This is a genomic window from Ramlibacter sp. G4-7, from assembly GCF_057784995.1.
On the sequence record NZ_JBYNTT010000005.1, the window covers coordinates 98,580 to 124,935 of the forward strand.

24 protein-coding genes are annotated in these 26,356 nt (G+C 70.0%); 15 read left to right on the top strand and 9 right to left on the bottom strand.

Annotated elements, in window-relative coordinates; genetic code table 11:
• The first annotated feature begins 5 nt into the window (after window positions 1-5).
• From AC3EGR_RS08750 to AC3EGR_RS08785, 8 genes are all read left to right on the top strand, one after another.
• Window positions 6-1,643 carry a methyl-accepting chemotaxis protein gene (locus AC3EGR_RS08750; RefSeq protein WP_488546077.1) on the top strand — a complete coding sequence of 546 codons (1,638 nt, stop codon included), beginning with the start codon at window positions 6-8 and terminating at the stop codon, window positions 1,641-1,643.
• Window positions 1,640-2,476, top strand: a complete 837-nt coding sequence (locus AC3EGR_RS08755; RefSeq protein ID WP_488546078.1) for a CheR family methyltransferase — start codon at window positions 1,640-1,642, stop codon at window positions 2,474-2,476. The genes AC3EGR_RS08750 and AC3EGR_RS08755 overlap by 4 nt, the downstream gene beginning before the upstream one ends.
• Before the next feature lie 10 nt (window positions 2,477-2,486).
• Window positions 2,487-3,089: a chemoreceptor glutamine deamidase CheD gene (cheD, locus tag AC3EGR_RS08760; RefSeq protein WP_488546079.1), complete on the top strand. Its 603-nt coding sequence runs from the start codon at window positions 2,487-2,489 to the stop codon at window positions 3,087-3,089.
• Entirely contained in the window at window positions 3,086-4,141 is a 1,056-nt protein-coding gene (locus AC3EGR_RS08765) for a protein-glutamate methylesterase/protein-glutamine glutaminase (protein WP_488546080.1), read from the top strand. The genes cheD and AC3EGR_RS08765 overlap by 4 nt, the downstream gene beginning before the upstream one ends.
• A gap of 55 nt (window positions 4,142-4,196) precedes the next feature.
• Window positions 4,197-6,644, top strand: a complete 2,448-nt coding sequence (locus AC3EGR_RS08770) for a DNA internalization-related competence protein ComEC/Rec2 (RefSeq protein ID WP_488546081.1) — start codon at window positions 4,197-4,199, stop codon at window positions 6,642-6,644.
• A 67-nt stretch (window positions 6,645-6,711) separates the two neighbouring features.
• Window positions 6,712-8,208 carry a circularly permuted type 2 ATP-grasp protein gene (locus AC3EGR_RS08775; RefSeq protein WP_488546082.1) on the top strand — a complete coding sequence of 499 codons (1,497 nt, stop codon included), beginning with the start codon at window positions 6,712-6,714 and terminating at the stop codon, window positions 8,206-8,208.
• 20 nt (window positions 8,209-8,228) lie between these two features.
• Window positions 8,229-8,405, top strand: a complete 177-nt coding sequence (locus tag AC3EGR_RS08780; RefSeq protein ID WP_488546083.1) for an alpha-E domain-containing protein — start codon at window positions 8,229-8,231, stop codon at window positions 8,403-8,405.
• 1 nt (window position 8,406) lies between these two features.
• Window positions 8,407-9,360, top strand: coding sequence for an alpha-E domain-containing protein (locus tag AC3EGR_RS08785; RefSeq protein ID WP_488546084.1), 954 nt, complete (start codon window positions 8,407-8,409; stop codon window positions 9,358-9,360).
• A gap of 17 nt (window positions 9,361-9,377) precedes the next feature.
• Here AC3EGR_RS08785 and AC3EGR_RS08790 read toward each other — a convergent pair whose 3' ends face one another.
• The 6 genes from AC3EGR_RS08790 to AC3EGR_RS08815 all read right to left on the bottom strand — a co-directional run bounded on the left by AC3EGR_RS08790 (window position 9,378) and on the right by AC3EGR_RS08815 (window position 15,576).
• Complete coding sequence (locus AC3EGR_RS08790) at window positions 9,378-9,740, bottom strand: SpoIIAA family protein (protein WP_488546085.1); 363 nt, start codon at window positions 9,738-9,740, stop codon at window positions 9,378-9,380.
• 144 nt (window positions 9,741-9,884) lie between these two features.
• Window positions 9,885-10,511, bottom strand: a complete 627-nt coding sequence (locus tag AC3EGR_RS08795) for an HD domain-containing protein (protein ID WP_488546086.1) — start codon at window positions 10,509-10,511, stop codon at window positions 9,885-9,887.
• Window positions 10,508-11,599 carry a lytic murein transglycosylase B gene (gene mltB, locus AC3EGR_RS08800; protein WP_488546087.1) on the bottom strand — a complete coding sequence of 364 codons (1,092 nt, stop codon included), beginning with the start codon at window positions 11,597-11,599 and terminating at the stop codon, window positions 10,508-10,510. Before mltB ends, AC3EGR_RS08795 begins: the two co-directional genes overlap by 4 nt.
• Window positions 11,584-13,602 (bottom strand): transglutaminase TgpA family protein, encoded by a 2,019-nt coding sequence (locus tag AC3EGR_RS08805; RefSeq protein ID WP_488546088.1) that lies wholly within the window; start codon window positions 13,600-13,602, stop codon window positions 11,584-11,586. The genes mltB and AC3EGR_RS08805 overlap by 16 nt, the downstream gene beginning before the upstream one ends.
• Window positions 13,596-14,558, bottom strand: coding sequence for a DUF58 domain-containing protein (locus AC3EGR_RS08810; RefSeq protein WP_488546266.1), 963 nt, complete (start codon window positions 14,556-14,558; stop codon window positions 13,596-13,598). The genes AC3EGR_RS08805 and AC3EGR_RS08810 overlap by 7 nt, the downstream gene beginning before the upstream one ends.
• Window positions 14,559-14,655: 97 nt before the next feature.
• Complete coding sequence (locus AC3EGR_RS08815) at window positions 14,656-15,576, bottom strand: AAA family ATPase (RefSeq protein WP_488546089.1); 921 nt, start codon at window positions 15,574-15,576, stop codon at window positions 14,656-14,658.
• Window positions 15,577-15,619: 43 nt separating this feature from the next.
• Here AC3EGR_RS08815 and AC3EGR_RS08820 point away from each other — a divergent pair, with 43 nt between their 5' ends.
• Genes AC3EGR_RS08820 through AC3EGR_RS08830 form a run of 3 tightly spaced genes read left to right on the top strand, consistent with a single transcriptional unit; the run spans window position 15,620 to window position 18,696 of the window.
• A complete protein-coding gene (locus AC3EGR_RS08820) occupies window positions 15,620-16,573 on the top strand; it encodes a histone deacetylase family protein (RefSeq protein ID WP_488546090.1) in 954 nt (317 codons plus the stop codon).
• Window positions 16,574-16,602: 29 nt separating this feature from the next.
• Window positions 16,603-17,379: an enoyl-CoA hydratase gene (locus tag AC3EGR_RS08825; RefSeq protein ID WP_488546091.1), complete on the top strand. Its 777-nt coding sequence runs from the start codon at window positions 16,603-16,605 to the stop codon at window positions 17,377-17,379.
• Window positions 17,380-17,385: 6 nt separating this feature from the next.
• Window positions 17,386-18,696, top strand: coding sequence for a mechanosensitive ion channel family protein (locus AC3EGR_RS08830; RefSeq protein WP_488546092.1), 1,311 nt, complete (start codon window positions 17,386-17,388; stop codon window positions 18,694-18,696).
• Here AC3EGR_RS08830 and AC3EGR_RS08835 read toward each other — a convergent pair.
• Genes AC3EGR_RS08835 through AC3EGR_RS08845 form a run of 3 tightly spaced genes read right to left on the bottom strand, consistent with a single transcriptional unit; the run spans window position 18,665 to window position 21,459 of the window.
• A complete protein-coding gene (locus tag AC3EGR_RS08835) occupies window positions 18,665-19,957 on the bottom strand; it encodes a TRAP transporter large permease (protein WP_488546093.1) in 1,293 nt (430 codons plus the stop codon). The two genes, AC3EGR_RS08830 and AC3EGR_RS08835, sit on opposite strands and share 32 nt — an antisense overlap.
• Window positions 19,954-20,439 (bottom strand): TRAP transporter small permease, encoded by a 486-nt coding sequence (locus AC3EGR_RS08840; RefSeq protein WP_488546094.1) that lies wholly within the window; start codon window positions 20,437-20,439, stop codon window positions 19,954-19,956. The genes AC3EGR_RS08835 and AC3EGR_RS08840 overlap by 4 nt, the downstream gene beginning before the upstream one ends.
• A 3-nt stretch (window positions 20,440-20,442) precedes the next feature.
• Window positions 20,443-21,459, bottom strand: coding sequence for a TRAP transporter substrate-binding protein (locus tag AC3EGR_RS08845; protein WP_488546095.1), 1,017 nt, complete (start codon window positions 21,457-21,459; stop codon window positions 20,443-20,445).
• Between the two features lie 283 nt (window positions 21,460-21,742).
• Between AC3EGR_RS08845 and AC3EGR_RS08850 the strand changes: the two genes are divergently transcribed.
• The 4 genes from AC3EGR_RS08850 to AC3EGR_RS08865 all read left to right on the top strand — a co-directional run bounded on the left by AC3EGR_RS08850 (window position 21,743) and on the right by AC3EGR_RS08865 (window position 26,356).
• Complete coding sequence (locus AC3EGR_RS08850) at window positions 21,743-22,492, top strand: electron transfer flavoprotein subunit beta/FixA family protein (RefSeq protein ID WP_488546096.1); 750 nt, start codon at window positions 21,743-21,745, stop codon at window positions 22,490-22,492.
• Window positions 22,493-23,425, top strand: a complete 933-nt coding sequence (locus tag AC3EGR_RS08855) for an electron transfer flavoprotein subunit alpha/FixB family protein (RefSeq protein WP_488546097.1) — start codon at window positions 22,493-22,495, stop codon at window positions 23,423-23,425.
• A gap of 116 nt (window positions 23,426-23,541) precedes the next feature.
• Window positions 23,542-25,332 carry an acyl-CoA dehydrogenase gene (locus AC3EGR_RS08860; RefSeq protein WP_488546098.1) on the top strand — a complete coding sequence of 597 codons (1,791 nt, stop codon included), beginning with the start codon at window positions 23,542-23,544 and terminating at the stop codon, window positions 25,330-25,332.
• A 46-nt stretch (window positions 25,333-25,378) separates the two neighbouring features.
• Entirely contained in the window at window positions 25,379-26,356 is a 978-nt protein-coding gene (locus tag AC3EGR_RS08865; protein WP_488546099.1) for an NAD(P)H-dependent flavin oxidoreductase, read from the top strand.

The window sequence follows — 26,356 nt, forward strand, 5'->3', positions numbered from 1 at the left end:
GCGCCATGAGCGAGCAGTCCCTTTCCATGCCGCTGGCCGCGGCCACCGCGGGCGCGCCCGCCGCGGTGCACCGGGTGGCCAACGTCAAGGCGCGCAGCTTCTTTCGCCGCGCGACCATCCAGACCCGGCTGACGGTTGCCTTCCTGGCGCTCGGCGTGCTGAGCCTGTTCGTCACCGGCGTCGGCATCTTCCAGCTCTACGGGCTGGAGCGCCAGTCGCTGGAAGACGTGCGCACCGCGCGGCTGGCCGGCGAGTTGCACGCAGCGGTGGCGGTGAATGCGTCGCGCGCCGCAACGCTGGCGCATGCCGCGGAAGCGCCGGTGCCGCAGTCGCTGCTGCCTTCCTTCCGCGAGACCGAGCAACGCCAGCAGCAACTGCACCGGCAGCTGGCGCCGCGGATCCGCAGCGCGCAGGGGCAGGACCTGCTGCGGCGCGCCGAGGAAAGCCGGCAGGCCTTCGGCAAGGCCTGGGAAGCGGCGCTGCAAGGCCGCACGGGCGGCGCCCAGCCGCCGGGCGCAGCGGCTCCCGCTCTCGGAGCGGCGGCAACCGCCCACGTCGCCGCGGCCCACGCCGTGCTCGACTTCCTGGGGGGTGAAGGCGCGGGGGCCGCCGCCCTGCAGGGAGGCGCCGAGCGCGCCGCCTGGGAACTGCTGGCGCTGACCGCCTTGCTTTCCGCACTCATGCTGCCGCTGGTCGTTGTGCTGATCATCCACATCCTGCGCCCCTTGTACGGCGCCGTGCGCATCGCGCGCCAGGTGGCCGACGGCGACCTGACCGTGAAGGTGCGCACCGGCGGCCAGGACGAGACGGCGCGCCTGATGCTCGCGCTCGACGACATGACCGAAAACCTGCGCCGCATCGTCGGTGAGGTGGTGCGCAGCGCCGGCGCCGTCGCCGAAGCCGGGGACCAGGTGCGCCAGGGACAGGGCGACCTGGCGCAACGCACCGAGTCGCAGGCGAGCACGCTGGAGGAGACGGCCAGCTCCATCGAGGAACTCACGGCCACCGTGACGCAGAACGCCGACACCGCGCGCACCGCCAGCCAGCTGGCGCTGGACGCCGCCGAGGTGGCGCGCAAGGGCGGCGATGTCGTGGGCCAGGTGGTCCGCTCCATGGAAGGCATTTCCGGCTCATCGCGCCGGATCGCCGACATCATCGGCGTGATCGACGGCATCGCCTTCCAGACCAACATCCTGGCGCTCAACGCCGCGGTCGAAGCCGCACGCGCGGGCGAACAGGGCCGCGGCTTCGCCGTAGTGGCCGCCGAAGTGCGCAACCTGGCGCAGCGCAGCGCCGCTGCTGCCCGCGAGATCAAGGGCCTGATCCAGGCCTCCGCCGGCGAGGTGGAGAACGGCACGAAACTGGTCGACGCCGCCGGCAACACCATGCAGGAGATCGTCTCCTCGGTGAAGAAGGTCAGCGACCTCATCGCCGAGATCGCCGCGGCGAGCGAGGAGCAGCGCGCCGGCATCGAGCAGGTGAACACCGCCATCGGCCAGATGGACCAGGCCGTGCAGCAGAATGCGGCGCTGGTGGACCGCACCGGCCAGTCCACGGAAGCGCTGCATCGCCATTCCGGCGCCTTGCGCGCCTCCGTCGCCCAGTTCCGGCTGGAGGCCGGCGGCACACCGTCCGCCCCATGAGCGCACTGCCCGAATACATGTTCGAGAACGCGGCGTCCATGCTGAACGACCGCGACTTCGCCACCGTGCGCCAGCTGATCTCCGACTACGCCGGGATCAAGCTGAGCCTGCAGAAGCGCAACATGGTCTACAACCGGCTGCTGCGCCGGCTGCGCGCGCGCGGCGTGGGCAATTTCGCCGACTACCTGGCGCTCGTGCAGCGCGAGGCCTCGGACGAGCGCGAGGCCTTCGTCAATGCGCTGACCACCAACCTGACCGCCTTCTTCCGCGAGCCGCACCACTTCGAGCTGCTGCACGCGCACGCCGCCAGGCAGGCCGGACGCGGCCGGCCGCTGCGCTGCTGGAGCAGCGCCTGCTCCACGGGCGAGGAAGCCTGGTCCATCGCCATGGTGCTGCGCGAGGCCGACTGCCGCGGCGAGGTGCTGGGCACCGACATCGACACTGATGTGCTCAACACGGCGCAGTCCGCGATCTACCGCATGGAGCGCGCCGCGGCCCTGCCGCCCGAGCGCCTGCGCAAGCACTTCCTGCGCGGCGCCGGCGCCAACGAGGGCTTCGTGAGCGTGCGGCCGGAGCTGCGTTCCATGGTGCGCTTCGCCCAGCTGAACCTGCAGTCGCCCGCCTGGCCGGCCCAGGAAGCCTACGACGTCATCTTCTGCCGCAACGTGGTGATCTACTTCGACCGCGAGTTCCAGAAGCAGCTGCTGGCGCGGCTTGCCGGCCTGCTGGTGCCCGGCGGCCTGCTGATGGTGGGCCATTCCGAAAGCTTCCCCGCCGCCCACCCCGGCTTCCGCTCCTGCGGCCGCACGGCCTACGAGCGCGTGGGCGCCTGAAGGTCACCCCTTGATCGCGACCTCGGTCCCGCTGCAGTACTTCGACCGGGAGTTCCGGGTCGACGCCATCAAGATCCTCCCCGGCCAGTACCACGCCGCGCGCGAGGGCGCGATCACGACGGTGCTCGGCTCCTGCGTCTCCACCTGCCTGTGGGACCCGATCGAGCGCATAGGCGGGATGAACCACTTCATGCTGCCGGGCGACCAGGCCAGCCCGGGCTCTCCCTGGGCCGCCTCGGCACGCTTTGGCGTCTACGCGATGGAAGTGGTGATCAACGAGATGATCCGCCTGGGGGCGGACCGCCGCCGGCTGGTGGCCAAGGTCTTCGGCGGCGCGCAGCTGCTGCAGGGCTTCGACCGGCTCGACGTCGGCGCCAAGAACTCCGAGTTCGTGCTGGAGTTCCTGCGCGTCGAAGGCATCCGCGTGCTGGCGCAGGACCTGCTGGACGTGTGCCCGCGCAAGGTGCACTTCTTCGTCGACACCGGCAAGGTGCAGGTCAAGCGGCTCGCGCTCTCGCCCAGCGAGTCGGTGGAGCGCCGCGAGCGCGACTACCTCCGGCGCCTGGACGGCAAGCGCTCCGGCGACATCGAGATCTTCTCGCCGCCCCGATGATCCGCGTCCTCGTCGTCGACGATTCCGCCGTGATGCGCGCCTTCCTGTCGCGCGTGATCGGCTCGCAGCCGGACATGGAGCTGCTGGGCGCTTCGCCCGACCCGCTGCTGGCGATCGACCGCATCCGCCGCCATCCGCCCGACGTCATCACCCTGGACGTCGAGATGCCGCGCATGAACGGCCTGGACTTCCTGCGCAACCTGATGGCCGTGCGGCCGCTGCCGGTGATCATGATTTCCTCGCTCACGCGCCAGGGCGCGGAGACCACCATGCGGGCGCTGGAACTCGGTGCGGTGGACTTCTTCCCCAAACCGGAAAACTTCGACGGGCTGGAGGCGACGGCGCAGGAGATCGCGGAGAAGATCCGGGCCGCCGCGGGCGCGCGCATCGTGCGCCGCCGCCTGGTTGCCAGCGCCGTGCCTGCGCCGCAGAAGGCGGAGCTGGCGCCGCTCGCGCAGGCGCCGGCGCCGGCGGGCATGCAGCGGGTGATCGGCATCGGCGCATCCACCGGCGGCGTCGAGGCGCTGCGCGACCTGCTCACGCCGCTGCCCCCGCACATGCCGCCCATCCTGATCGCGCAGCACATGCCGCCCGGCTTCACCGAAACCTTCGCGCGCCGCCTGGACACGCTGTGCCGCATCCACGTGAAGCAGGCCGAGGACAACGAGGTGGTGCGCACGGGCGTGGCCTACATCGCTCCCGGCGGGCGGCATCTCGTGCTGATGCGCCGCGGTGCCGGCTACTACCTGCGCGTCAACGAGGATCCGCCGGTCAACCGCCACCGGCCCTCCGTGGACACGCTGCTGCGCTCCATCGCGCGCGCCGCGGGCAGCCAGGCGGTGGGCGTGATGCTCACGGGCATGGGCGGCGACGGGGCCGAGGCAATGCTGGAGATGCGCCAGAACGGCGCCTGGACGATCGCGCAGGACGAGGCCAGCTGCGTCGTGTTCGGCATGCCGCGCCAGGCCATCGTCGCCGGTGGCGTGAGCGAAGTCCTGCCGCTGGCTGAGATTCCGGCGCGGCTGGAGAACCTGCTGCAGTCGCCGGCCTGAGACCGCGTCCTCCATTCGCGGGAGGGCCGCCGCGCGGCTGGCGCGTTGAAGCAGGGTGCAGCCTGCTCCCCGCCGCTCTCCTGCCGTTGCCATCGCGCCCGCGCTGCTGGGCCTCGTGCTCGGCGCCGGCGGGCAGCTGCAGCAGCCCGCGCTGTGGCCGCTCGCTGCCTACGCAGGCCTGGCGCTGGCCGCCGTGCCGCTGCTCGTGCTCGCCTGGCGCCGCGTGCAGGCGCTGCGCGGCGCCGCGGTGCTGGCGCTGGCTGCCGCCCTTTCCTTCGGGGTGAGCGGTTGGCGCGCGGCGAGCTACCTCGCCGGCGGCCTGGACCCGGCGCTCGAAGGCCGCGACCTGCAGGTCACCGGCGTCATCGCGGCCATGCCCAACCGCAACGAGGCGGGCCTGCGCTTTCGGCTCGAAGTCGAAGCGGCCGTGCTGGCCGGCCGCGAGGTGCGGCTGCCGCCGCTGGCGCTGGTGGGCTGGTATGCAGGCGCCGAGGCGGCCGGCGACGTCGCCCCCGACCCCGAGCGCGTGCCGGCCGACGTGCGTGCCGGCGAGCGCTGGACCTTCGCGCTGCGGCCCAAGGCGCCGCACGGACAGTGCAATCCGCATGGCTTCGACTACGAGCTCTGGCTGTGGGAGCAGGGCCTGCAGTCCACTGCCTCCGTGCGCACCGGCGCGCGCGACCCCTTGCCGAAACGGCTGGCGGCGACCTGGCGCCACCCCGTGGAACAGGCCCGCCAGGCCGTGCGCGACGCCATCTTCCGGCAGGTGCCGGAGCCGGCGGTGGCAGGCGTGCTGGCGGCGCTGGTGGTCGGCGACCAGGGAGCGATCGAGCGCGCCGACTGGGACGTCTTCCGGGCCACGGGGGTTGCCCATTTGATGAGCATCTCCGGTTTGCACGTGACCATGTTCGCCTGGGTGGCGGCTGCCGCGATCGGCTGGGGCTGGCGGCGCAGCGCGCGCCTGTGCCTGGCCTGGCCGGCGCAGCATGCCGGGCTGCTGGGTGGCGTCCTGCTCGCAGCGGCCTACGCGCTGTTCAGCGGTTGGGGCGTGCCGGCACAACGCACGGTCCTCATGCTCGCCACGGTCGCGGCCTTGCGCCTGGGCGGGCGCGACTGGCCCTGGCCCTGGGTGTGGCTGCTCGCGTGCGCCGTCGTGGTGATGGGGGATCCGTGGGCCCTGTCCCAGGCGGGCTTCTGGTTGAGCTTCGTGGCCGTGGGCGTGCTGTTCGCCAGCGGGCCGGCGGCGGCGCGCGAGCGGCCGGCAACGCCTCGCACGCTGGCGCGCCGCGCGCTCGATGCGGCCGCGGCCATGGGGCGGGAGCAGGCAGTGGTGACGGTGGCGCTGACGCCCTTGTCGCTGCTGCTGTTCCAGCAGGTGTCCCTGGTGGGGCTGGTGGCCAACCTGCTGGCCATTCCCTGGGTGACGCTGGCGGTGACGCCCCTGGGCCTCGCGGGCGTGCTGCTGCCGGCGGCCTGGACCGCCGGCGCGGCCGCGGTGGAAGGACTTGCCGCGGTGCTGCGCCTGCTGGCCAGCCTGCCCCTGGCCACCTGGTCCGCGCCGGCTCCGCCGGCCTGGGCTGCGGGCGCTGGCGTGTGCGGCGGCGTGTTGCTGGCGGCGCGCCTGCCGGGTGCGCTGCGGGTGCTCGGCCTGCCGCTGCTGCTGCCCGTGCTGATGTGGCAGGCGCCGCGGCCGCCGCCCGGCGAGTTCGAGTTCGTCGCCGCCGACGTGGGACAGGGCAACGCGGTGCTGGTGCGCACCGCGACGCACACGCTGGTCTACGACAGCGGACCGGGCTACAGCCGCGAAACGGATGCCGGCCAGCGGGTGGTGGTGCCGCTGCTGCGCGCGCTCGGCGAGCGGGTGGACCTGCTGGTGCTCAGCCATCGCGACACGGACCATACCGGAGGGGCCGCGGCCATCCTGCACATGCAGCCGCAGGCGGCGCTCCTCAGCTCGCTGGAGCCGGGACACCCCTTGCAGGCACTGCGCCCGTCGCAGCGCTGCATCGCGGGTCAGGCCTGGGACTGGGACGGCGTCCATTTCGAGGTGCTGCACCCGGCGCCCCAGGACTACGCGCCCGCAACCCGGCCCAACGCCCTGAGTTGCGTGCTGCGCGTGGGCAACGGCCGCACCCATGCCTTGCTCGCCGGCGACCTCGAAAGGCCGCAGGAACTGCGGCTCGTGCAAGCCGCGGCACCGCTGCGCGCGGACTGGCTGCTGGTCCCCCACCACGGCAGCCGCACCTCGTCGAGCGATGCCTTCCTGGACGCCGTTCGACCCTCGCTGGCGCTCGCCCAGGCCGGCTACCGCAACCGCTTCGGCCACCCCGCGGCGGACGTGGTGCAGCGGTATGCGGCGCATGCGATTGCGCTGGAGGCGTCGCCTTCCTGCGGTGCACTCACCTGGGGCTCGCAGGCACCCGCGGTGGTGCGCTGCGAGCGGCGCGACGCGCCCCGCTACTGGCACCACGGCGTCGCGCCCGCGGGCCGCAACGGTGCATGAAACGGCGGCCGACTACCCCTTCGGTGGCCGGGAACTTGCTATCCTGTCTGCCAGAAAGCCCACCGACATGCAGAAATTCGACGAGATGTTCGCCCGCCTGCCCGGAGACGGACCGGTCCAGTTCCAGGGGCAATCGTTGGGGGGGATGACGCAGGTGCAGGTGCAGGGCGTGCGCGATCATTACCGCACCTACGCCGACTGGCTGGGGCGCCAGCCGCAGGAGATCATGCGTTCGCGCCGCGAAGAGGCGGAGATGATCTTCCGCAAGGTGGGCATCACCTTCGCGGTCTATGGCGCCAAGGACGAGGACGGCAGCGGCACCGAGCGCCTGATTCCCTTCGACCTCATTCCGCGCATCATCCCGGCCGCCGAATGGCGCCAGATGGAGCGCGGGCTGGTGCAGCGCGTCACGGCCCTCAACCGCTTCGTCCACGACGTCTACCACGAGCAGGAGATCGTCAAGGCGGGCATCGTGCCGCTGGAGCAGATCAAGGCCAATGCGCAGTTCCGTCCCGAGATGGTGGGCGTGAACGTGCCCAACAACATCTACTCGCACATCGCCGGGATCGACATCGTGCGCGCGCCCAACGCGAAGGGCGAGGGCGAGTACTTCGTGCTGGAGGACAACCTGCGCGTCCCCAGCGGCGTGAGCTACATGCTGGAAGACCGCAAGATGATGATGCGGCTCTTCCCGGACCTGTTCAGCGCCTACCAGGTGGCGCCGGTGATGCACTACCCGGACCTGCTGCTCGAGACGCTGAGGGCCTCGGCGCCTTCGACCACCGACGATCCGACGGTGGTGGTGCTCACCCCCGGCATGTACAACAGCGCCTACTTCGAGCACGCCTTCCTCGCCCAGCAGATGGGCGTGGAACTGGTCGAGGGGCAGGACCTGTTCGTGCGCGACAACTTCGTCTACATGCGCACCACGCGCGGGCCGCGCCGCGTGGACGTGATCTACCGGCGGGTGGACGACGACTTCCTCGATCCGCTCGCCTTCCGCGCCAATTCCACCCTGGGTACCGCGGGGCTGCTGAGCGTCTACCGCGCCGGCAACGTGACCGTCTGCAATGCCATCGGCACCGGGGTGGCCGACGACAAGTCGATCTACCCCTTCGTGCCGCGCATGATCGAGTTCTACCTGGGCGAGAAGCCGATCCTGTCCAACGTGCCGACCTACATGTGCCGCAACGGCGAGGACCTGAAATACGTGCTCGCCAACATGAAGGACCTGGTCGTCAAGGAGGTGCACGGCGCCGGCGGCTACGGCATGCTGGTGGGCCCGGCCGCCACACGCGACGAGATCGAGCAGTTCCGCAAGGTGGTGGAGGCGAATCCCGAGCGCTACATCGCGCAGCCCACCTTGTCCCTGTCCAGCTGCCCCACCTTCGTGGACAAGGGCATCGCGCCGCGCCACATCGACCTGCGTCCCTTCGTGCTTTCGGGCAAGGAGGTGCAGATGGTGCCCGGGGGCCTGACCCGCGTGGCGCTCAAGGAGGGGTCGCTGGTGGTCAACTCCTCGCAGGGCGGCGGCACCAAGGACACCTGGATCCTCGAGATCTGAACCTGACGGAGAACAGGAACATGCTTTCGCGCACGGCCGACCACCTCTTCTGGATGTCCAGGTACACGGAGCGCGCCGGCGAATGCCGCAGGCATTCGCGGGGAGGACTGACAACTGCGCGAAGCGCTTGTCACGTCCTCACCAAAACACGGTCAAAGCGCGCAGCGCTTTCGGGGTTTTTGGCGCGGAGGGCCTGATATGTTGTCACGAACCGCCGATCACCTCTTCTGGATGTCCAGGTACACGGAGCGCGCCGAAAACACCGCCCGCATGCTGGACGTGAACTACCAGACGTCCCTGCTGCCGCAATCGGCGGCGGTGTCCAAGGTGGGCTGGCAGGGCATGCTGTCCATCAGCGAACTGATGCCGGCCTACCAGGCCAAGCACGGCGAGGTCGAGCCGCAGCAGGTCATGCAGTTCATGGTGAAGGACGAGACCAATCCTTCCTCCATCCTGTCGTGCCTGCGCGCCGCGCGCGAGAACGCGCGTGCCGTGCGCGGCTCCCTCACCACCGAGGTGTGGGAGACGCAGAACCAGACCTGGCTGGAACTCAACCGCATGCTGCGCGGCGGCGAGTTCGAGCGCGACCCGGGCCAGTTCTTCGAGTGGGTGAAGTTCCGCTCGCACCTCTCGCGCGGCGTGACGGTGGGCACCATGCTGATGGACGAGGCCCTGCACTTCATGCGCCTGGGCACCTTCCTGGAACGTGCCGACAACACGGCGCGGCTGGTCGACGTCAAGTTCCACGCGGTGCAGAGCGACTTCTTCGGCGCCGCCAGCGAACGGGACCAGGAGTACGACTTCTACCACTGGAGCGCGATCCTGCGCTCGGTTTCCGGCTTCGAGATCTACCGCAAGGTGTACCGCGACGTGATCAAGCCCCAGCGGGTGGCCGACCTGCTGATCCTGCGTCCCGACATGCCCCGTTCGCTGCACGCCAGCATGAACGAGGTGGTCGGCAACCTGGGGATGGTGGCCAACGACCAGTCCGCGGAGACGCAGCGCCACGCCGGCCGGCTGCGGGCCGAACTGCAGTACGGCAACATCGAGGAGATCCTGTCCAATGGGCTGCACGGCTTCCTCACGCAGTTCCTGGACCGCGTGAACGACCTGGGCGGCCGCATCAGCCGCGACTTCCTGATCCCGACCTAGGAGGCCGGCGGCGGAACCTAGAAGGACTCCCGCAGCCAGGCCACCGCCTGGCCTTCGTCGTCGAACACGCGCACGTTGACGCCATTGCGGCGCGCTGCCTTCTCGCTCACGCGCGTGACGCGCTCCGGCAGCACCAGCGAAGCGATGCGGTCCATGTGCGACAGGCTCAGCGACGCCTCCTCGCCGATGCGGAACTGCTCCGCACGCGTGAAGGGCGTGGCCACGCGGCGCAGGTCCACCAGCACCTTGTGCTCCTGCCAGGTCTCGCTCTCCACGCCAAGCAGGTGGATCATGCTCAGGAGCTCGTCCAGCGACGGTTCCCCGGTGACCCGCACGCGCATGAAGTGCCCGCGATCCTCGATCGCGACGTCGAAGTTCATCGCCTGTTTCATCGCGCACCCAATGTGCCAGAGGGCCTGTGCGCGCGGTATGCGCTTGTGACGTTCTCTGCGAAACCGGCAAGGGTGTTACCGAAGTAACTTCCGCGGCGTGGAGTGCACCACGCCCGTCCGGGCCGCGTCGGATCAGGCCTGCAAGGCGGTCAGCGAACGGCCGATGTTCTCGCGTGCGCGCTGCTCCAGCGCGTCGTGGAAGGGCGCCGTGGCATAGATGCGCGGCCGGGAGAGGAAGCCGGCCAGCACCCGCGCGCGGCCCGTGCGCCAGTCGCCTTCGGCAACGTGGGCGTACTCCGCGCGCACCTGGCGCTCGTACTCCGCGAAGCGGCCGGCGCTCGAACCCAGGATGGCCAGATCGACGTCCAGCAGGAGCTGCGCATCCAGGTCTTCCGCGCCGGCGACGTGTTTCGCCGTCGCGCGCACCAGGTCCGCGACGCGCTGCGCCACCGCCGCATCGCAGCCGGCGGCCAGCACGCTCGCATGCGCCCATTCGGCGCTGCGCTCCTCGTTGTCCTGCCGCTGCGGCGCATAGACGGCGTCGTGGAACCACAGGGCCAGTTCGACTTCTTCCGGCCGGCGTGCCAGGGAGGAGGCCGCCTCCCAGTTCGCCAGGCATTCGCGCAGGTGCTGCAGCGTGTGGTAGTGGCGCTGGGGCTCACCGTAGGCGCGCACCAGCTGGTTGAACAGGCCCCCGGAGATGGACTGCGCGCCCAGCGCCGTCCACATGCGGCGCCATTCCTCGCCCGAGATGTTCATGGATTGCGCGCGGACTGGCGGCCCAGCGCCTCCTTCACCTCGCGCCCGAGCTCGATCACCGCCATGGCGTAGTAGCTGGACCAGTTGTAGCGGGTGATCACGTAGAAGTTCTCGGTGCCCGCGACATAGGAGGCGGGCTCGGCGCCGTTCTGCAGTTCGATGAGCGCCAGCGGGCCCTTGTGTTCCAGCGCCGCGCCTTCGAGCACGGCGCCCTTCTCCTGGAAGCGCGCGACGGTGAACGTCGGCAGGATGTCCGGCGCCAGCAGCGCGTCCTTGTCGAGGGTGGCCGCGTCGAAGCGCACCGGGTAGTGCGTCGGCATGCCGCTCACCCAGCCGTAGCCCTTGAAGTAGTTGGCCACGGAGCCGATCACGTCCTCGGGGCTGCGCGCCAGGTCCACGCGCTTGTCCCCGTCGTAGTCGACGCCCCAGCGCGCCAGGCTGCTGGGCATGAACTGCGGCATGCCCCAGGCGCCGGCATAGCTGCCGCGCGGTGCCAGCGGGCTGCTGTGGGCGGACTCGTGCCATGCCAGGAACTGTTCCAGCTCGCCGCGGAAGTACTTGCTGCGTTCGGCCGCGCGCGGGTGGCTTTCCGGGAAGTCGAAAGCCAGCGTGGCGAGCGCGTCGAGGATGCGGAAGTCGCCCATCTGCTGGCCGTAGATGGTCTCCACGCCGATGATGCCGACGATGATCTCGGCGGGCACGCCGAACTCCTGCTCGGCGCGCTCCAGCGTGCCGCGCTGCTCCTGCCAGAAGCGCACGCCGGCCGCGATCCGCACCGGGTCGATGAAGCGGCCCCGGTAGGCGCTCCAGTTCTTGGGCTGGCCGGCCGGCGGCGGCTGCATCAGGCGGCTCACGATGGAAAGGTTCTGCGCCTGGCCCACCATGCGCTTGACCCAGGCGGGATCGAGGTTGCGCCGCGCCGCCATGTCCTCGGCGAACTCCATCGCGTCCGCGCGCGCAGCGTACGCAGGTCCGCTGCGCTGCGAACCGGGCTTGGCACGCGCGCGGGGCGCCGCGTCGGCAGGTTGGGCCCAGGCGGCGAGGGGCAGGGCCAGCAGGAGGGCGGACAGGATCAGAGAGCTTCGCATCGACGGGGCCAGGCAATCCGGTGGAACTCGCGCCGCAGCGCGGACAGGGACACGGCGGGCGCGGGCGCATACCGCTGTGCTTCGAGCTTCAGCAGCCATTGCGCGACGGTGCGCGCCTCGGCGCCGAAACGGGTGGTCACCAGGTCTGCGATCGCCCGGGGCGGCGCCGTGTTCCCGATCTCGACGCCTGCCTGGCGCAACTTCCGGCGCGCCCGGCTCAGCAGGCGCAGCCAGGGGTCGTGCTGCAGCCGGTCCCACCAGCTCCACAACGCACCGGCGAGTGCCACGATGACGACCACCGCGAGCAGCACGCGGCTGAGGTCCTCCCAGCTCGGCGAATCGAAGCCCACGTTGCGCAGCATGCTGAGCTGGCGGCTCTGGGTGTAGTTCAGCACCCACTGGTTCCAGCCGTTGTTCATGGCGTCCCACGAGGAGCGCAAGGCGGCCCACAGGTCGGGGCTGACGTTCTGCATGGCCGCCCCGAAGACGCCTTGCGGCGCGACCAGCCGCTGGAAGGAACCGGTCCGGTTGGGGGCCACGGCCGACGTCGGGTCGACCCGCATCCAGCCGCGCCCTTCGATCCACACCTCGGTCCAGGCGTGGGCGTCGGACTGGCGCACCACCCAGTAGCCGTCCACCGGGTTCAGCTCGCCGCCCTGGTAGCCGGTGACCACGCGCGCCGGGATGTTCATGGCGCGCATCAGCACCACGAAAGCCGACGCGATGTGCTCGCAGAAGCCTTCCTTGGCGTCGAACCAGAACTCGTCGGCGGTGTCCTCTCCGTAGACGCCGGGCGCCAGCGTGTAGTGGTAGCCGCCGGTGCGCAGCAGCCGCAGCGCCACCTGCACCAGCGTGGCGGACGTGGCGCCCGGGTTGTCCTCGCGCAGCTTGTCCGCCAGCGCCAGCGTGCGCGGGTTGAAGCCGGGCGGCAGCTGCGTGTACTCCGGCAGCACGAGCACGCGCCGGGTCGGGCCCTGGCGGTACAGCAGGTGGCTTTCGGCGGTGTAGCGCACCAGGTCCACCACGGGCTGCGACACCAGCCATTGCAGCTCGGACGTCATCACGGCGTCCATCCCGGGCACCTGCGGCGTCTGCGCCACGGCATCGAGCGTGAGCAGCCAGGGCCGGTTGTTCGGCTCCAGCGTCATCTCGTAGCGCACCGGGGCCCCCAGCGGCACCAGCTGCGGTTTGCCCACGCGCATGGGCGGGAAGCGGGACAGGCGCACCAGCGGCCGCCACTCGCGCCCGTCGAAGTCGGCGAAGACGGGGCCGCGGAAGTACAGGTCGCTCTGCGCCGGCGGCGTTCCTTCGAAGCGCACGCGAAAGGCGATGCTTTCGTCCAGCACCAGGTCCGCCATGGTGCCCACCCGCATCTGCGCCGACAGGCCGCTGCGGCCGGTCATGCCGTCGGAGGGGATGCCCCACAGCGGCGCGAAGCGCGGGAACAGCACGAACAGGATCGCCATCACCGGCGCCCCCAGCAACGTCATCCAGGCCGCCGTGCGCGCCGCTTGCGCGAGCGGCGGCCGCCCGACCGGCATGTGCGCGTTGATGAGCGCGGTCAGCAGGCCGAGCAGTCCCACCAGCATCGCCGCCGCGACGGCCAGCGACTGGGAGAAGAAGAAATTCGTGAGCATGGTGAACAGGCCCAGGAAGAACACGACGAAGGCGTCGCGCCTGGCCCGCAGTTCCAGGGTCTTGAGCGCCAGCAGGCACACGATCAGCGTGACGCCGGCGTCGCGCCCGAGCAGCGTGCGGTGCGTCAGCCAGGTCGCCAGCAGGGTCACGCCCACCAGCAGGACCAGCCAGACGCGCGTCGGCAGCGGTTGTCCCTGGAAGGCCAGCGTCGCGCGCCAGGCCAGCACGCCCGCCACCAGCAGCGACACCCACCACGGAAGGTGGGAGACGTGCGGCAGCGTGACCCAGCCGATCACGGCCAGCAGGAACAGCGTATCGCGGGTGTCGCGCGGCAGCGCGGCGATGCGGGCGGGCAGCGTCAGCACAGGGCCAGGGCCTCCAGGCAGCGCCGCTTGTGCGCCTCGCCGGCGCCCGGGGCGACCTGCTGGCCGGGCAGCCGCAGGCCGTAGTCCTGCCCGAGCCGGTCGGCCTGCAGGATCCATGCGGCCAGGCGGGACAGGCGCGCCTCGCGCTCGGCGACGCCGCACTGCTGGTAGTCCAGCCACAGTTCCATGCGCTGGGCCTGCAGCGTGTCGCGGCTCACCAGTTCGTCGGTCTTGGCCGCCTTCTTCCACACCACCAGCTTGAGCGGGTCGCCGCGCCGGTAGGCGCGCACGCCTTCGAACTCGCCGCTGTTCTGCGCCCGCAGCAGGGCGGAGCCGCCGGCGCGCGGCTCGCCCGGTGGCAGCGGCGGCGGCTGCAGCTCCGGCGCGGGGTAGACGAGGACCTGTGCGGCCGGCCGCCACACCGTCCAGACGCGGAAGGTGCCCAGCGGAAAGCGGGTTTCGGCGGTCAGCGGCGGCACCGGGTGCAGGCCGCGCCGGCCGGGCCGGAACGCCACCTGCACCGAGCAGCTGCCCTGGGCGGGCACGTCGGTCCAGGCCCAGTGGTCCGCGTGCGTTTCGTCCAGCACGGCCAGGCCGATGCCGTAGCGCGTCGCCTTGCGGGCATTGCCCAGGACGACCGTCAAGGGCGCACTGGCGCCGGCGAATTGCGGCGCCGGCGGCATCAGGGCCAGCGTGAGCCCGCGCAAGGTCGCGTGGCACACGTGCATGCCGACGACGGCGCAGCCTGCCAGGAGGAAGGTGAGGAGATAGCCGAGGTTGAGCTGGTAGTTGATCGATCCGACCAGCAGCACCAGCAGCGTCGCGCCCAGCATGAAGCCCGGGCGGGTCGGCAGGATGTACACGTTGCGCTGGGTGAGCGTCATCGTGTCGGACAGCGGCAGCCGCGCCTGCCACCACTGGCGGAAGCGGCCGCGGGCGTACCTGACGGGATTCATGACGGACAGACGCGGGCTGGGCCCGACATGCGCGGATGCCGTCTGGTCACGCGCCGGGCGCGTCATCGACGCCATGGGCGAGGTCATTCTGTCATTCTCAGGGCAGGGCGACGGCCTCCACCATCGCCCGCACCTGTTCCATCGGCCCGCGGCCGGCATCGCCCACGGGCACCAGCCGGTGCGCGACGGTCTGCGGGAAGATGGACTGCACGTCGTCCGGCGCGACATAGTCGCGTCCCGACAACAGCGCCTGCGCCTTGGCGGCGCGGATCACGGCGATGCCGGCGCGCGGGCTCAGGCCCTGCAGGAACCAGCGTCCCGAGCGCGTGGCGGCCACGAGGTCCTGCACGTAATCGAGCAGGGGCTCCGCCGCGTGCACCTGCATCACCTTCTGTTGCAGCGACTGCAGTTCGGCGGGCGACAGGGTGTTGCCCAGCTGCTCCACCATGTCGCGGCGGTCCGCGCCGGCGTACAGGGCGCGCTCCGCGGCGCGGTCCGGGTAGCCCAGCGAGATGCGCATGAGGAAGCGGTCCAGCTGCGACTCCGGCAGCGCGAAGGTCCCCAGCTGGTCGTGCGGGTTCTGCGTGGCGATCACGAAGAAGGGGGAGGGCAGGGCGCGGGTCTCGCCTTCCACCGTCACCTGCCTTTCCTCCATCGCTTCCAGCAAGGCGCTCTGGGTCTTGGGGCTGGCGCGGTTGATCTCGTCGGCCAGCAGCACCTGGGCGAAGACCGGGCCCGGGTGGAAGACGAAGCCCTCCTTGCCGCGGTCGTAGACGGACACGCCGGAGAGGTCGCTGGGCATGAGGTCCGCGGTGAACTGCACGCGGGAGAATTGCAGGCCGAACGCGCGCGCCAGGGCGTGCGCGAGGGTCGTCTTGCCGACGCCCGGAACGTCCTCGATCAGCAGGTGCCCCCCCGCCAGCAGGCAGGCCACGCAATCGCGCACCTGCGCCGGCTTCCCGACGATCACCGTGTTAAGCTGGTCCAGGAGCGTTTTGAGTTGTTGTCGTGCTTCCATGAAGCCGACCATATCCGAATTTCAGCGACCGCCGAGGCAGGCCATGGGCAAAACCGGCTATTTCACGCACCCGGACTGCAGGAGACACGACATGGGCCGCGGGCACCCCGAGTGCCCCGAGCGCCTCGACGCGATCGAGGACCGCCTGCTCGCCGCGCGCCTGCTGGACGTCGTCGACCGGCGCGAGGCCCCTCTCGCGAGCACGGAGCTCCTGGCGCTGGCCCACGAACGCCTGCACGTCGCCTCCATCGTCGGCCTGGCCGAGGAACTGCGCCAGCAGGAAGAGGCCGGCGGCCACAACCACGTGCACATCGACCCGGACACGGCGATGAACCGCCACAGCCTCAACGCCGCCCTGCGCGCCGCCGGCGCCACGCTCGCGGCGACCGACGCCGTGATCGCGGGCGAATTGCAGAACGCGTTCTGCGCCGTGCGCCCGCCCGGGCACCACGCGACGCGCAGCCGGGCGATGGGCTTCTGCATCTTCAACCAGGTGGCGCTCGCCGCGCGCTACGCCCTGGAGCACCATGGCCTGCAGCGCGTCGCGGTGGTCGACTTCGACGTGCACCACGGCAACGGCACCGAGAACATCCTGGCCGGCGACCCGCGCGTGCTGATGGTGGGCATCTTCCAGCACCCGTTCTATCCCTACAGCGGCTATCCGGCCGAAGGCGACAACATGGTGAACGTGCCGGTGCCGGCATACACCAAGGGCCCCGTCATCCGGGACCTGATCGAGAAGCACTGGATGCCGCGGCTGGAGGAGTTCCGGCCGGAGATGATCTTCGTCAGCGCCGGCTTCGACGCGCACCGCGAGGACGACCTGGGGCAGCTCGGGTTGGTCGAGGCGGACTACGCCTGGATCACGCAGAAGATCATGGACGTGGCCAGGCGCCATGCCAAGGGCCGCATCGTGTCCAGCCTCGAAGGGGGCTACAACCTGGACGCGCTCGGGCGCAGCGTCGAGGCGCACCTGCGCACGCTGGCCGAAGTTTGACCGGAACGAACGAAGAGGAGGGTGGCGCCATGGAGCAGCCGCTGATGGAGTCCCGCGACGCCAGGGGCGTGAGCACGCTCACCTTGAACCGGCCCGCGAGTTTCAACGCCTTGAGCGAGGAGCTGCTCGCCGCGCTGCAGTCCGCCCTGGACCGCCTGGCGCAGGACGCCTCGCTGCGCGTGGTGGTGCTCGCCGCGGCGGGCAAGGCCTTCTGCGCCGGCCACCACCTCAAGGAGATGATCGCGCAGCCCGACGCGGCGTACTACCAGCGCCTGTTCGCGCAGTGCAGCCGCATGATGCTGGCGCTGCAGAAGCTGCCGGTGCCCGTGATCGCGCGCGTGCAGGGCCTGGCCACGGCGGCGGGCTGCCAGCTCGTGGCGCAGTGCGACCTCGCAGTGGCGTCGACGGAGGCGCGCTTCGCCGTCAGCGGCGTGAACTACGGCCTGTTCTGCTCCACGCCCAGCGTGCCCCTGCTGCGCAACATGCCGGCGAAGCAGGCCATGGAAATGCTCGTCACGGGCGAATTCGTCTCCGCGCAGGAAGCGCAGGCGCGCGGCCTGGTGAACCATGCGGTCGCCCCGGAGCAGCTCGACGCGCAAGTGGAGCGCCTGGTGCAGGCCATCCTCGCCAAGCCGCGCGAGGCCCTGGCGATGGGCAAGGAACTGTTCTACCGCCAGCGCGAGATGGGCATCGAGGCCGCCTACAAGCTCGCATCGCAGACCATGGCGGCCAACATGATGGAACCGTGCGCGCTCGAAGGCGTGCAGGCCTTCACCGAGAAACGCAAGCCCGGTTGGGCGCAGTAAAGACGCATGCTCGAATTCGATGAACTGATCGGTGCCCTGAACCACCGGGGCATCGGCTGGGAGACCTTCGCCCTGGTGGCGTGCCTCGCTTCCGCCTACGGCCTGTGCTGGCTCACCGGCCGCCGGCAGCCGCCCGAATCCGTGCTCTATGGCCGCTACCTGGTCGACGGCCTGCTGTTCCCGGTGGTGGCGCTGGCCTTGACCTACTCCGCCCGGGTCGGGCTGGGCGGCCTGCAGGCCGTGCCGCTGCTGCGCCTGGCGATCCCGGTGCTGGTGTCGCTCGCCGGCATCCGCTTCCTGGCGCGCGTGTTCACGCTGGTGTTCCCGCGCTCGAAGATGGCGCGCACCATGGAGCGGGTGTTCTCCTGGTTCGCCTGGATCGCGGCGGTGCTCTGGATCATGGGCCTGCTGCCGGCCGTGCTCGCGGAGCTCGAAGGGATCCGCTTCACCTTCGGCAAGGGCAAGATCAGCCTGCTGTCCATCCTGCAGGGGGCGCTGTCCTCGGGGCTGGTGCTCGTGCTGGCCCTGTGGGTGTCGGCCGCGCTGGAGCGCAAGGTGCTGCGCGACGCGGTCACCGACCTGTCGCTGCGCAAGGTCGCCGTCAATGCCATCCGTGCGGCGCTGCTGTCCATCGGCTTCCTGTTCGCGCTGTCGGCCGCGGGCGTGGACCTCACGGCCCTGTCGGTGCTGGGCGGCGCGGTCGGCGTCGGCCTGGGCTTCGGCCTGCAGAAGCTCGCCGCCAACTACGTCAGCGGCTTCGTCATCCTGGCCGAGCGCAGCCTGCGCATCGGCGACACGATCAAGGTGGACGGCTTCGAGGGCGTGGTGGCGGACATCAAGACGCGCTACACCCTGATCCGCGCGGGCGACGGCCGCGCCTGCGTGGTCCCCAACGAGAAGCTCATTTCCGAACGGGTGGAGAACCTGTCCATCGCCGATCCGCGCGTGCTGGTCGCCACCGACGTGGCCGTGGGCTACGACAGCAATGCGGAGCAGGTGCTGGCGCTGCTGGTGGACGCGGCGATGCGTACCCAGCGCGTGCTGGCCGACCCGCCGCCCTCGGCGCGGCTGGTGAGCTTCGGGGCGGACGGCCTGGAGTTCCGCCTGTTCTTCTGGATTGACGATCCGCAGAACGGCCAGGTCAACGTGAAGTCGGACGTGAACCTCAAGATCCTGCGGGCCTTGCGCGATGCCGGCATCGACATCCCGTACCCGCAACGGGTGCTGCACATCAAGGCAGCCCCGACGCAGGAGGACGGCACCGCGGCCGGCCGCCGCATCGTCTTCAACGCATCAGGGACGGAAGCCACAGGCTGAGTTGCGGGAACGCGATCAGCAGGCCCAGCATCACCACCATCACGGCGACGAAGGGCCAGCAACCGCGGAAGATGTTGCCCAGGCCCACGCCGGGCAGCAGCGCGTTGAGCACGAACAGGTTCATGCCCACCGGCGGCGAGATCAGGCCGATCTGCACGATCATGACGATCAGCACGCCGAACCACACCGGGTCGAAGCCCATCGAGGTCACGATGGGGAAGAACAGCGGGATGGTGAGCAGCACCATGGTGAGCTCCTCCATCACCGTGCCCAGCACCACGTAGATCGCCATCATCGCGACCACCACCATGATGGGGGACAGGCCCAGGTGCGTGATCCAGTTCTTCAGGTCGCCGGGCAGCGTCGTGAAGTTCACGAAGTTGGCGAACAGCGTCGCGGCGATCAGCAGCGTGAACAGCATCGCCGTCGTGCGCGCGGATTCGACCAGCACCTCGTAGAGCGCGCGCCAGCCCAGGCGCCCGCGCAGCACCGCGAACAGGAACGCGCCCGCCGCGCCGAACCCCGCCCCTTCGGTGGCGGTGAAGAAGCCGCCGTAGATGCCGCCGAGCACCACCAGCACCAGCACCAGCACGCCCCAGATGCCGCGCAGCGCCTGCCAGCGCTGCGGCCAGGTGGACCGCTCGCCCGCAGGCGCATGCTCCGGGTCCCGCGAGGTCATGGCGACGATCGCCAGCATCAGCAGCGCAGCGGTCAGCAGCCCGGGGATGACGCCGGCGGCGAACAGCTTGCCGATGTTGGTCTCCGTCACGATCCCGTAGATCACCATGATGGTGGACGGGGGGATCATGATGCCCAGCGTGCCGCCCGCGGCCATGACGCCGGTGGACAGCGCGTCGCTGTACCCCAGCTTGCGCATCGAGGGATAGGCGACCTTGCTCATGGTGGCGGCGGTGGCGATCGAGGAGCCGCAGATGGCGCCGAAGCCGGCGCAGGCCGCCACGGTCGCATGCGCCAGCCCGCCGCGCAGGTGGCCGATGAAGGCATACGCCGCCTGGAACAACTCGTGCGCGAGCCCGGCGCGCGCCACGAAGTTGCCCATCAGGATGAACAGCGGGATGACCGAGAGCGTGTAGGCGAAGCCGGTCTCGTAGACGACCTGCGCGGTGCTGGCCAGCGCGGGCTGCCAGCCGCGCGTGAGGCCGATGCCCGCGAAGCCGACCAGGCCCATGGCGAAGGCGAGCGGCACGCGCAGCAGCGCCAGCAGGAAGATGGCGCCGAAGCCCAGGAGCGCCGCGGTCACAGGGCCGCCCCTTCGCCTTCGATCTTTTCCTGCGGCGGCTCGCGCAGCGCGGCCAGGTGCACCAGCCCCGTGAGCCCGCACAGCACGCCCATGCCGTAGAGGAACGGCGCCTTCAGGATCTGCAGCTGCGCCGTGGTCTCACCGCTCTCCCGGAACTGCCCGCCCGTGCGCCACATCAGCCAGGCCAGCGCGAGCAGGACCGTGGCGCACAGGAGGTGCACGATCACGGCCTGGGCCCGACGCACCCACAGCGGCAGGTAAGGGTCGAGCGAATCGAACTCCACGTGTTCGCCGCGCCGCGACACCAGGGGCAGCGCGGCGAAGATCACCACCACCATCAGCAGCTCGGTGAGCTCCAGCGCGCCGGTGAGGCTGTGCGACAGGAACTTGCGTCCCAGCACGTCGAAGAAGGTCAGGGCCATGATCGCGAACAGCGCGACCCCGGACAGCAGCCCGCACAGCAGGTCCAGCAGCTTGTTCAAGGACTACTTCGAGGCCTTGGCGATCTCGGAGCGGAACTCCGCCAGCACCTTGGCCGGGTCGGCCAGGCCCTTGGCCTTCGCCTCCTGCTCCCACTTCTGCTCCAGCGTCGAAGTCTTGGACTTGATGTCGGCGACGAACTTCGCGTCGGCCTTGGTGACCTGCACGTTGTTGGCCTGCATGAGGGCGAAGGCGCGGCGGTCCACCTTGTCCCAGTTGCGGCCCATGATGCGCGCGGCCACCTCGCCCGAGGCGGCGTCCACCGCCTTCTTGCCGGCCGCGTCCAGCTTGTCGTAGGCGGCCGGGTTCATCATGAAGACGAAGCTGGTGTTGTACAGGCCGCCCGGAAAGGTGGTGGCGTACTTGATCACCTTGTCGATCTTGAAGGACTCGATCGATTCGGCCGGGAACAGCGTGCCGTCCATGACGCCGCCGGAGAGCAGCTCGTAGGAGTCGGGCGCGGGCTTGAGCGTGACGTTCATGCCCAGCGCCTTGCTGATCTCGTTGACCATGCCGCCGCCCACGCGCCACTTCAGGCCCTGCAGGTCCTCCAGCCTGGTGACCGGCCGCTTGGTGTTGAAGACGATGCCGGGTCCGTGCGTGAAGAAGGCCAGCACGTGCACGCCCTGGTGCTCCTGCGCGAAGGCGGGGTTCTTCATGGCGACGCGGTTGAAGGCCACGGAGATCGGCTCCGCCTGGTCGCCCAGGAAGGGGAATTCCGCCATCTGCGTGAGCACGAAGCGGCCAGGCGTATAACCGTGGACGGTGAAGGAGACGTCGGCCAGGCCGTTCTTCACGGCGTCGTAGGTGCCGGGCGGGTTGGCCACCGCGCGCGGCAGGATGTTGCACTTGATCTTTCCCGCCGCGTTCTTTTCGACCAGGTCGCACCACTCCTTCTGCGCGATGCTGAGGGAGTGCGTGGGCGGCACCCAGCTGGAGACGGTGAGCACGGTCTGGGCCGCGGCGGACCCGCCGGTGACGGCGGCGGCGACAGCGAGCAGGGGGAACAGGGAGCGCTTCATCCAACGAACTCCTGGTAGGAAAGTGCGAGCGACTGTAAGACGCGGCTCCTGCGGCCCCGGTCCTGACTTACCCGCATCGCGCGGCGGGGAATGTCCGGCGAATGACAGTCGGCCGGAGGGACTTGCCCCGAAGGCGCGCTGCGCACCCCTATAATCCCAAAAACGAACGGTCGTTCTTTTTTGTGCCGCCCCCCGAAGCGCGGGGGGAGGGGACCCGCCCCGCACATAGAATTTCGGGTTTACGTACACGTCAATTTCTCCCCACAACTCTAGGAGTGCCCCAATGAAGGTCCTGGTCCCGGTCAAGCGGGTGGTGGACTACAACGTGAAGGTCCGGGTCAAGTCGGACAACACGGGTGTGGACATCGCGAACGTCAAGATGAGCATGAATCCCTTCGACGAGATCGCGGTGGAAGAAGCGGTGCGCCTGAAGGAGAAGGGCGTGGTCACGGAAGTGATCGCCGTCTCCTGCGGCGTGCAGCAGTGCCAGGAGACCCTGCGCACGGCGATGGCGATCGGCGCCGATCGCGCCATCCTGGTGCAGACCGACGAGGAACTGCAGCCGCTGGCCGTGGCCAAGCTGCTCAAGGCGCTGTTCGACAAGGAGCAGCCCGGCCTGGTGATCCTGGGCAAGCAGGCGATCGACGACGACTGCAACCAGACCGGCCAGATGCTGGCGGCACTCGCCGACCTGCCGCAGGCCACCTTCGCCTCCAAGGTGGAAGTGGCCGACGGCAAGGCGAAGGTCACGCGCGAAGTCGATGGCGGCCTGGAGACGCTGGAAGTGACGCTGCCGGCGGTCGTGACCACCGACCTGCGCCTGAACGAGCCGCGCTACGTGACGCTGCCCAACATCATGAAGGCCAAGAAGAAGCAGCTCGACATCGTCAAGCCCGAGGACCTGGGCGTGGACGTCAAGCCGCGGCTGAAGACGCTGAAGGTCACGGAGCCGGCCAAGCGCGGCGCCGGCGTGAAGGTGCCCGACGTGGCCACCCTGGTTCAGAAGCTGAAGACGGAAGCGAAGGTGATCTAAATGGCAGCCCTGGTGATTGCTGAACACGACAACAAGTCCGTCCGGCCCGCGACCCTGAACACGGTGACCGCGGCGGCTGCCTGCGGCGGCGAAGTGCACGTGCTGGTGGCCGGCGCCAACGCGGCCGATGCGGCCAAGGCGGCCGCGCAGATCGCCGGCGTGGCCAAGGTGATCCACGCCGACGGCGCGCAGTTCGAGCACGGCCTGGCCGAGAACGTCGCCGCGCAGGTGCTGGCCCTGGCCGGCAGCTACAGCCACATCCTCTTTGCCGCCACCGCCAGCGGCAAGAACATCGCCCCGCGCGTGGCCGCCAAGCTGGACGTGGCGCAGATCTCCGACATCACCAAGGTCGACGCCGCCGACACCTTCGAGCGCCCGATCTACGCCGGCAACGCGATCGCGATCGTGCAGAGCGCGGACAAGGTGAAGGTGATCACGGTGCGCACGACCGCCTTCGATCCGGCCGCCGCTTCCGGTGGCAGCGCGTCCGTCGAGACCGCGACGGCCGCCGGCGACGCGGGCAAGAGCAGGTTCCTGGGCCAGGAGATCGCCCAGAACGACAGGCCCGAGCTCACCGCCGCGAAGATCATCGTCTCGGGTGGCCGGGCGATGGGTTCGAGCGAGAAGTTCCACGAGGTCCTGGAGCCGCTGGCGGACAAGCTCGGTGCGGCCATCGGCGCCTCGCGCGCCGCGGTGGACGCGGGCTACGCGCCCAACGACCTGCAGGTCGGCCAGACCGGCAAGATCGTCGCGCCGCAGCTGTACATCGCCTGCGGCATCAGCGGCGCGATCCAGCACCTGGCCGGCATGAAGGACTCCAAGGTGATCGTCGCGATCAACAAGGACCCCGAAGCGCCGATCTTCAGCGTCGCCGACTACGGCCTGGAGGCCGACCTGTTCACGGCGGTGCCCGAGCTGGTGAAGGCGCTGTAGAGCTGCGTGCAACCCACCCTCCCCCTCCAGGGGAGGGTCGCGCAGGGGGCGCCGCCGCACACTGGTCGCCCCCAGCCTCCCCAGCGGGGAGGGAGTCACAACGAAGGAGATCCGCCATGAGCTATCGCGCCCCCCTCAAGGACATGCTGTTCGACATCGAGCACCTGGCCAACCTCGCGCAGATCGCGCAGTTGCCCGGCTTCGAGGAAGCCGGCCTGGAAACCGCGCAGGCGGTGCTGGAGGAATGCGCGAAGTTCAACGAAGGCGTGCTGGAGCCGCTCAACGTCGAGGGCGACCGGAATCCTTCGAGCTGGAAGGACGGCAAGGTCACCACCACGCCCGGCTTCGTGGCGGCGTACAAGCAGTTCGCCGAAGGCGGCTGGCAGGGCCTGCAGCATCCGACCGACTTCGCCGGCCAGGGCCTGCCCAAGACCATAGGCGCGGCGTGCATCGAGATGCTCAACTCCGCCAACCTGAGCTTCGCGCTGTGCCCGCTGCTCACCGACGGCGCCATCGAGGCGCTGCTCACGGCGGGCTCGGACGACCTCAAGGGCGTCTACCTGGAGAAGCTGGTCACGGGCGAGTGGACCGGCACCATGAACCTCACCGAGCCGCAGGCGGGCAGCGACCTCGCGCTGGTGCGCACCCGCGCCGAGCCGCAGCCCGACGGCACCTACAAGGTCTTCGGCACCAAGATCTTCATCACCTACGGCGAGCACGACATGGCGGACAACATCGTCCACCTGGTGCTGGCCCGCATCCCCGGCGCGCCCGAGGGCGTCAAGGGCATCAGCCTCTTCGTCGTGCCCAAGTTCCTCGTGAACAAGGATGGCTCGCTCGGCCCGCGCAACGACGTGCACTGCGTGAGCATCGAGCACAAGCTGGGCATCAAGGCCTCGCCGACCGCGGTGCTGCAGTTCGGCGACCACGGCGGTGCCACCGGCTACGTCGTGGGCGAGGAGAACCGCGGCCTGGAGTACATGTTCATCATGATGAACGCCGCACGCTACGCCGTCGGCGTGCAGGGCATCGCGGTCGCCGAGCGCGCCTACCAGAAGGCCGTGGCCTACGCGCGCGACCGCGTGCAGTCGCGCCCCGTCGACGGCTCCGTCAACGGGCCGGCGGCGATCATCCACCACCCGGACGTGCGCCGCATGCTCATGACCATGCGCGCCTACACCGAGGGTTGCCGCGCCATGGCCAGCGTGGCGGCGTCCGCCTACGACGCGGCGCACCATCATCCCGATGCCGCGGTGCGCAAGCAGAACCAGGCCTTCTACGAGTTCCTGGTGCCGCTGGTCAAGGGCTACAGCACCGAGATGAGCCTGGAAGTGACCTCGCTGGGCGTGCAGGTGCACGGCGGCATGGGCTTCATCGAGGAAACCGGCGCCGCGCAGTACTACCGCGACGCCAAGATCCTGACCATCTACGAAGGCACGACAGCCATCCAGGCCAACGACCTCGTGGGCCGCAAGACGGCGCGCGATGGCGGCCAGGTGGCGCAGGCCATCGCCGGCCAGATCGAGCAGACCGAAGGCGAGCTCGGCAAGCGCAACAGCGTGGCCGCCCGCGCCGTGGCCAGGCGCCTCACCGCCGCCCGCAAGGCCTTCCTGGACGTGGTGGGCTTCATCGTGCAGCAGGGCAAGGGGTCGCCGAACGCGGTGTTCGCCGGCTCCGTGCCTTACCTCATGCTTGCGGGCAACCTCGTGGCCGGCTGGCAGCTGGCGCGCTCGCTGCTCGTGGCCGAGGACCTGTTGCAGAAGGGACAGGACCAGGACTTCCTGCAGGCGAAGATCACCACCGCGCGCTTCTACGCCGAGCACATCCTGGCCAAGGCGCCGGGCCAGCGCGACGCGATCGTCGAAGGTGCGGAGAGCGTCACGGCGCTGCCGCTGGAAGCGTTCTGACTGGTCGGTGGGTTCGTTTCACCCACCGCCGCCCTGCAAGGAAAACATGTCCAAACTGCCGCCCGCCCTGCGCAAGCTCCCGCTGCCCGTCATCGCCTCGCCGATGTTCATCGTCAGCAATCCGAAGATGGTGATCGAGCAGTGCAAGGCGGGCGTCGTGGGCTCCATGCCGGCGCTCAACGCGCGGCCCGCGTCGCAGCTGGACGAGTGGCTGCACGAGATCGAGGAAACGCTGGCGGCCTACGACCGTGCGAACCCGGACCGGCCGGCGGCGCCTTACGCGATCAACCAGATCGTCCACAAGAGCAACGACCGCCTCGAGCACGACATGGAAGTGGTCGTGAAGCGCAAGGTTCCCGTGGTGATCACCTCGCTGGGCGCGCGCGTGGACGTGAACGAGGCCATCCACTCCTACGGCGGCGTGGTGCTGCACGACATCATCAACAATACCTTCGCACGCAAGGCCGTGGAGAAGGGCGCGGACGGGCTGATCGCCGTGGCGGCCGGCGCCGGGGGCCATGCGGGCGTCAAGAGTCCCTTCGCCCTGGTGCAGGAAATCCGTGAGTGGTTCGACGGCCCGATCGCGCTGTCGGGCGCGATCGCCAACGGGGGGGCGATCCTCGCCGCGCAGGCGCTGGGCGCCGACTTCGCGTACATCGGCTCGGCCTTCATCGCGACCCACGAAGCGCGCGCGAGCGAGGGCTACAAGGAGGCGATCGTGCAAGGCAGCTCGGACGACATCGTCTACTCCAGCCTCTTCACCGGCGTGCACGGCAACTACCTGAAGTCCAGCATCCGCGCCGCCGGGCTGGACCCGGAGAACCTGCCCGAGAGCGACCCGAGCAAGATGAGTTTCGGCGGCGGCGAGGGCAGCAAGAAGGCCTGGAAGGACGTCTGGGGCTCGGGCCAGGGCATTTCGGCCGTCAAGGAGATCGTGCACGTGGCCGACCTCGTGGCGCGGCTGAAGCGCGAATACGCCGACGCGCGCGCCCGCCTGGGCCTGCCTTCGCTCGCGACCGCCTAG

What these genes read in the sequence shown, in the direction of transcription:
- AC3EGR_RS08750 (WP_488546077.1), top strand. Translation starts at nt 6, where the DNA reads ATGAGCGAGCAGTCCCTTTCCATGCCGCTGGCCGCGGCCACCGCGGGC.
- AC3EGR_RS08755 (WP_488546078.1), top strand. Translation starts at nt 1,640, where the DNA reads ATGAGCGCACTGCCCGAATACATGTTCGAGAACGCGGCGTCCATGCTG.
- AC3EGR_RS08765 (WP_488546080.1), top strand. Translation starts at nt 3,086, where the DNA reads ATGATCCGCGTCCTCGTCGTCGACGATTCCGCCGTGATGCGCGCCTTC.
- AC3EGR_RS08775 (WP_488546082.1), top strand. Translation starts at nt 6,712, where the DNA reads ATGCAGAAATTCGACGAGATGTTCGCCCGCCTGCCCGGAGACGGACCG.
- AC3EGR_RS08780 (WP_488546083.1), top strand. Translation starts at nt 8,229, where the DNA reads ATGCTTTCGCGCACGGCCGACCACCTCTTCTGGATGTCCAGGTACACG.
- AC3EGR_RS08785 (WP_488546084.1), top strand. Translation starts at nt 8,407, where the DNA reads ATGTTGTCACGAACCGCCGATCACCTCTTCTGGATGTCCAGGTACACG.
- AC3EGR_RS08790 (WP_488546085.1), bottom strand. Translation starts at nt 9,740, where the DNA reads ATGAACTTCGACGTCGCGATCGAGGATCGCGGGCACTTCATGCGCGTG.
- AC3EGR_RS08795 (WP_488546086.1), bottom strand. Translation starts at nt 10,511, where the DNA reads ATGAACATCTCGGGCGAGGAATGGCGCCGCATGTGGACGGCGCTGGGC.
- mltB (WP_488546087.1), bottom strand. Translation starts at nt 11,599, where the DNA reads ATGCGAAGCTCTCTGATCCTGTCCGCCCTCCTGCTGGCCCTGCCCCTC.
- AC3EGR_RS08810 (WP_488546266.1), bottom strand. Translation starts at nt 14,558, where the DNA reads ATGAATCCCGTCAGGTACGCCCGCGGCCGCTTCCGCCAGTGGTGGCAG.
- AC3EGR_RS08815 (WP_488546089.1), bottom strand. Translation starts at nt 15,576, where the DNA reads ATGGAAGCACGACAACAACTCAAAACGCTCCTGGACCAGCTTAACACG.
- AC3EGR_RS08820 (WP_488546090.1), top strand. Translation starts at nt 15,620, where the DNA reads ATGGGCAAAACCGGCTATTTCACGCACCCGGACTGCAGGAGACACGAC.
- AC3EGR_RS08825 (WP_488546091.1), top strand. Translation starts at nt 16,603, where the DNA reads ATGGAGCAGCCGCTGATGGAGTCCCGCGACGCCAGGGGCGTGAGCACG.
- AC3EGR_RS08830 (WP_488546092.1), top strand. Translation starts at nt 17,386, where the DNA reads ATGCTCGAATTCGATGAACTGATCGGTGCCCTGAACCACCGGGGCATC.
- AC3EGR_RS08845 (WP_488546095.1), bottom strand. Translation starts at nt 21,459, where the DNA reads ATGAAGCGCTCCCTGTTCCCCCTGCTCGCTGTCGCCGCCGCCGTCACC.
- AC3EGR_RS08850 (WP_488546096.1), top strand. Translation starts at nt 21,743, where the DNA reads ATGAAGGTCCTGGTCCCGGTCAAGCGGGTGGTGGACTACAACGTGAAG.
- AC3EGR_RS08855 (WP_488546097.1), top strand. Translation starts at nt 22,493, where the DNA reads ATGGCAGCCCTGGTGATTGCTGAACACGACAACAAGTCCGTCCGGCCC.
- AC3EGR_RS08860 (WP_488546098.1), top strand. Translation starts at nt 23,542, where the DNA reads ATGAGCTATCGCGCCCCCCTCAAGGACATGCTGTTCGACATCGAGCAC.
- AC3EGR_RS08865 (WP_488546099.1), top strand. Translation starts at nt 25,379, where the DNA reads ATGTCCAAACTGCCGCCCGCCCTGCGCAAGCTCCCGCTGCCCGTCATC.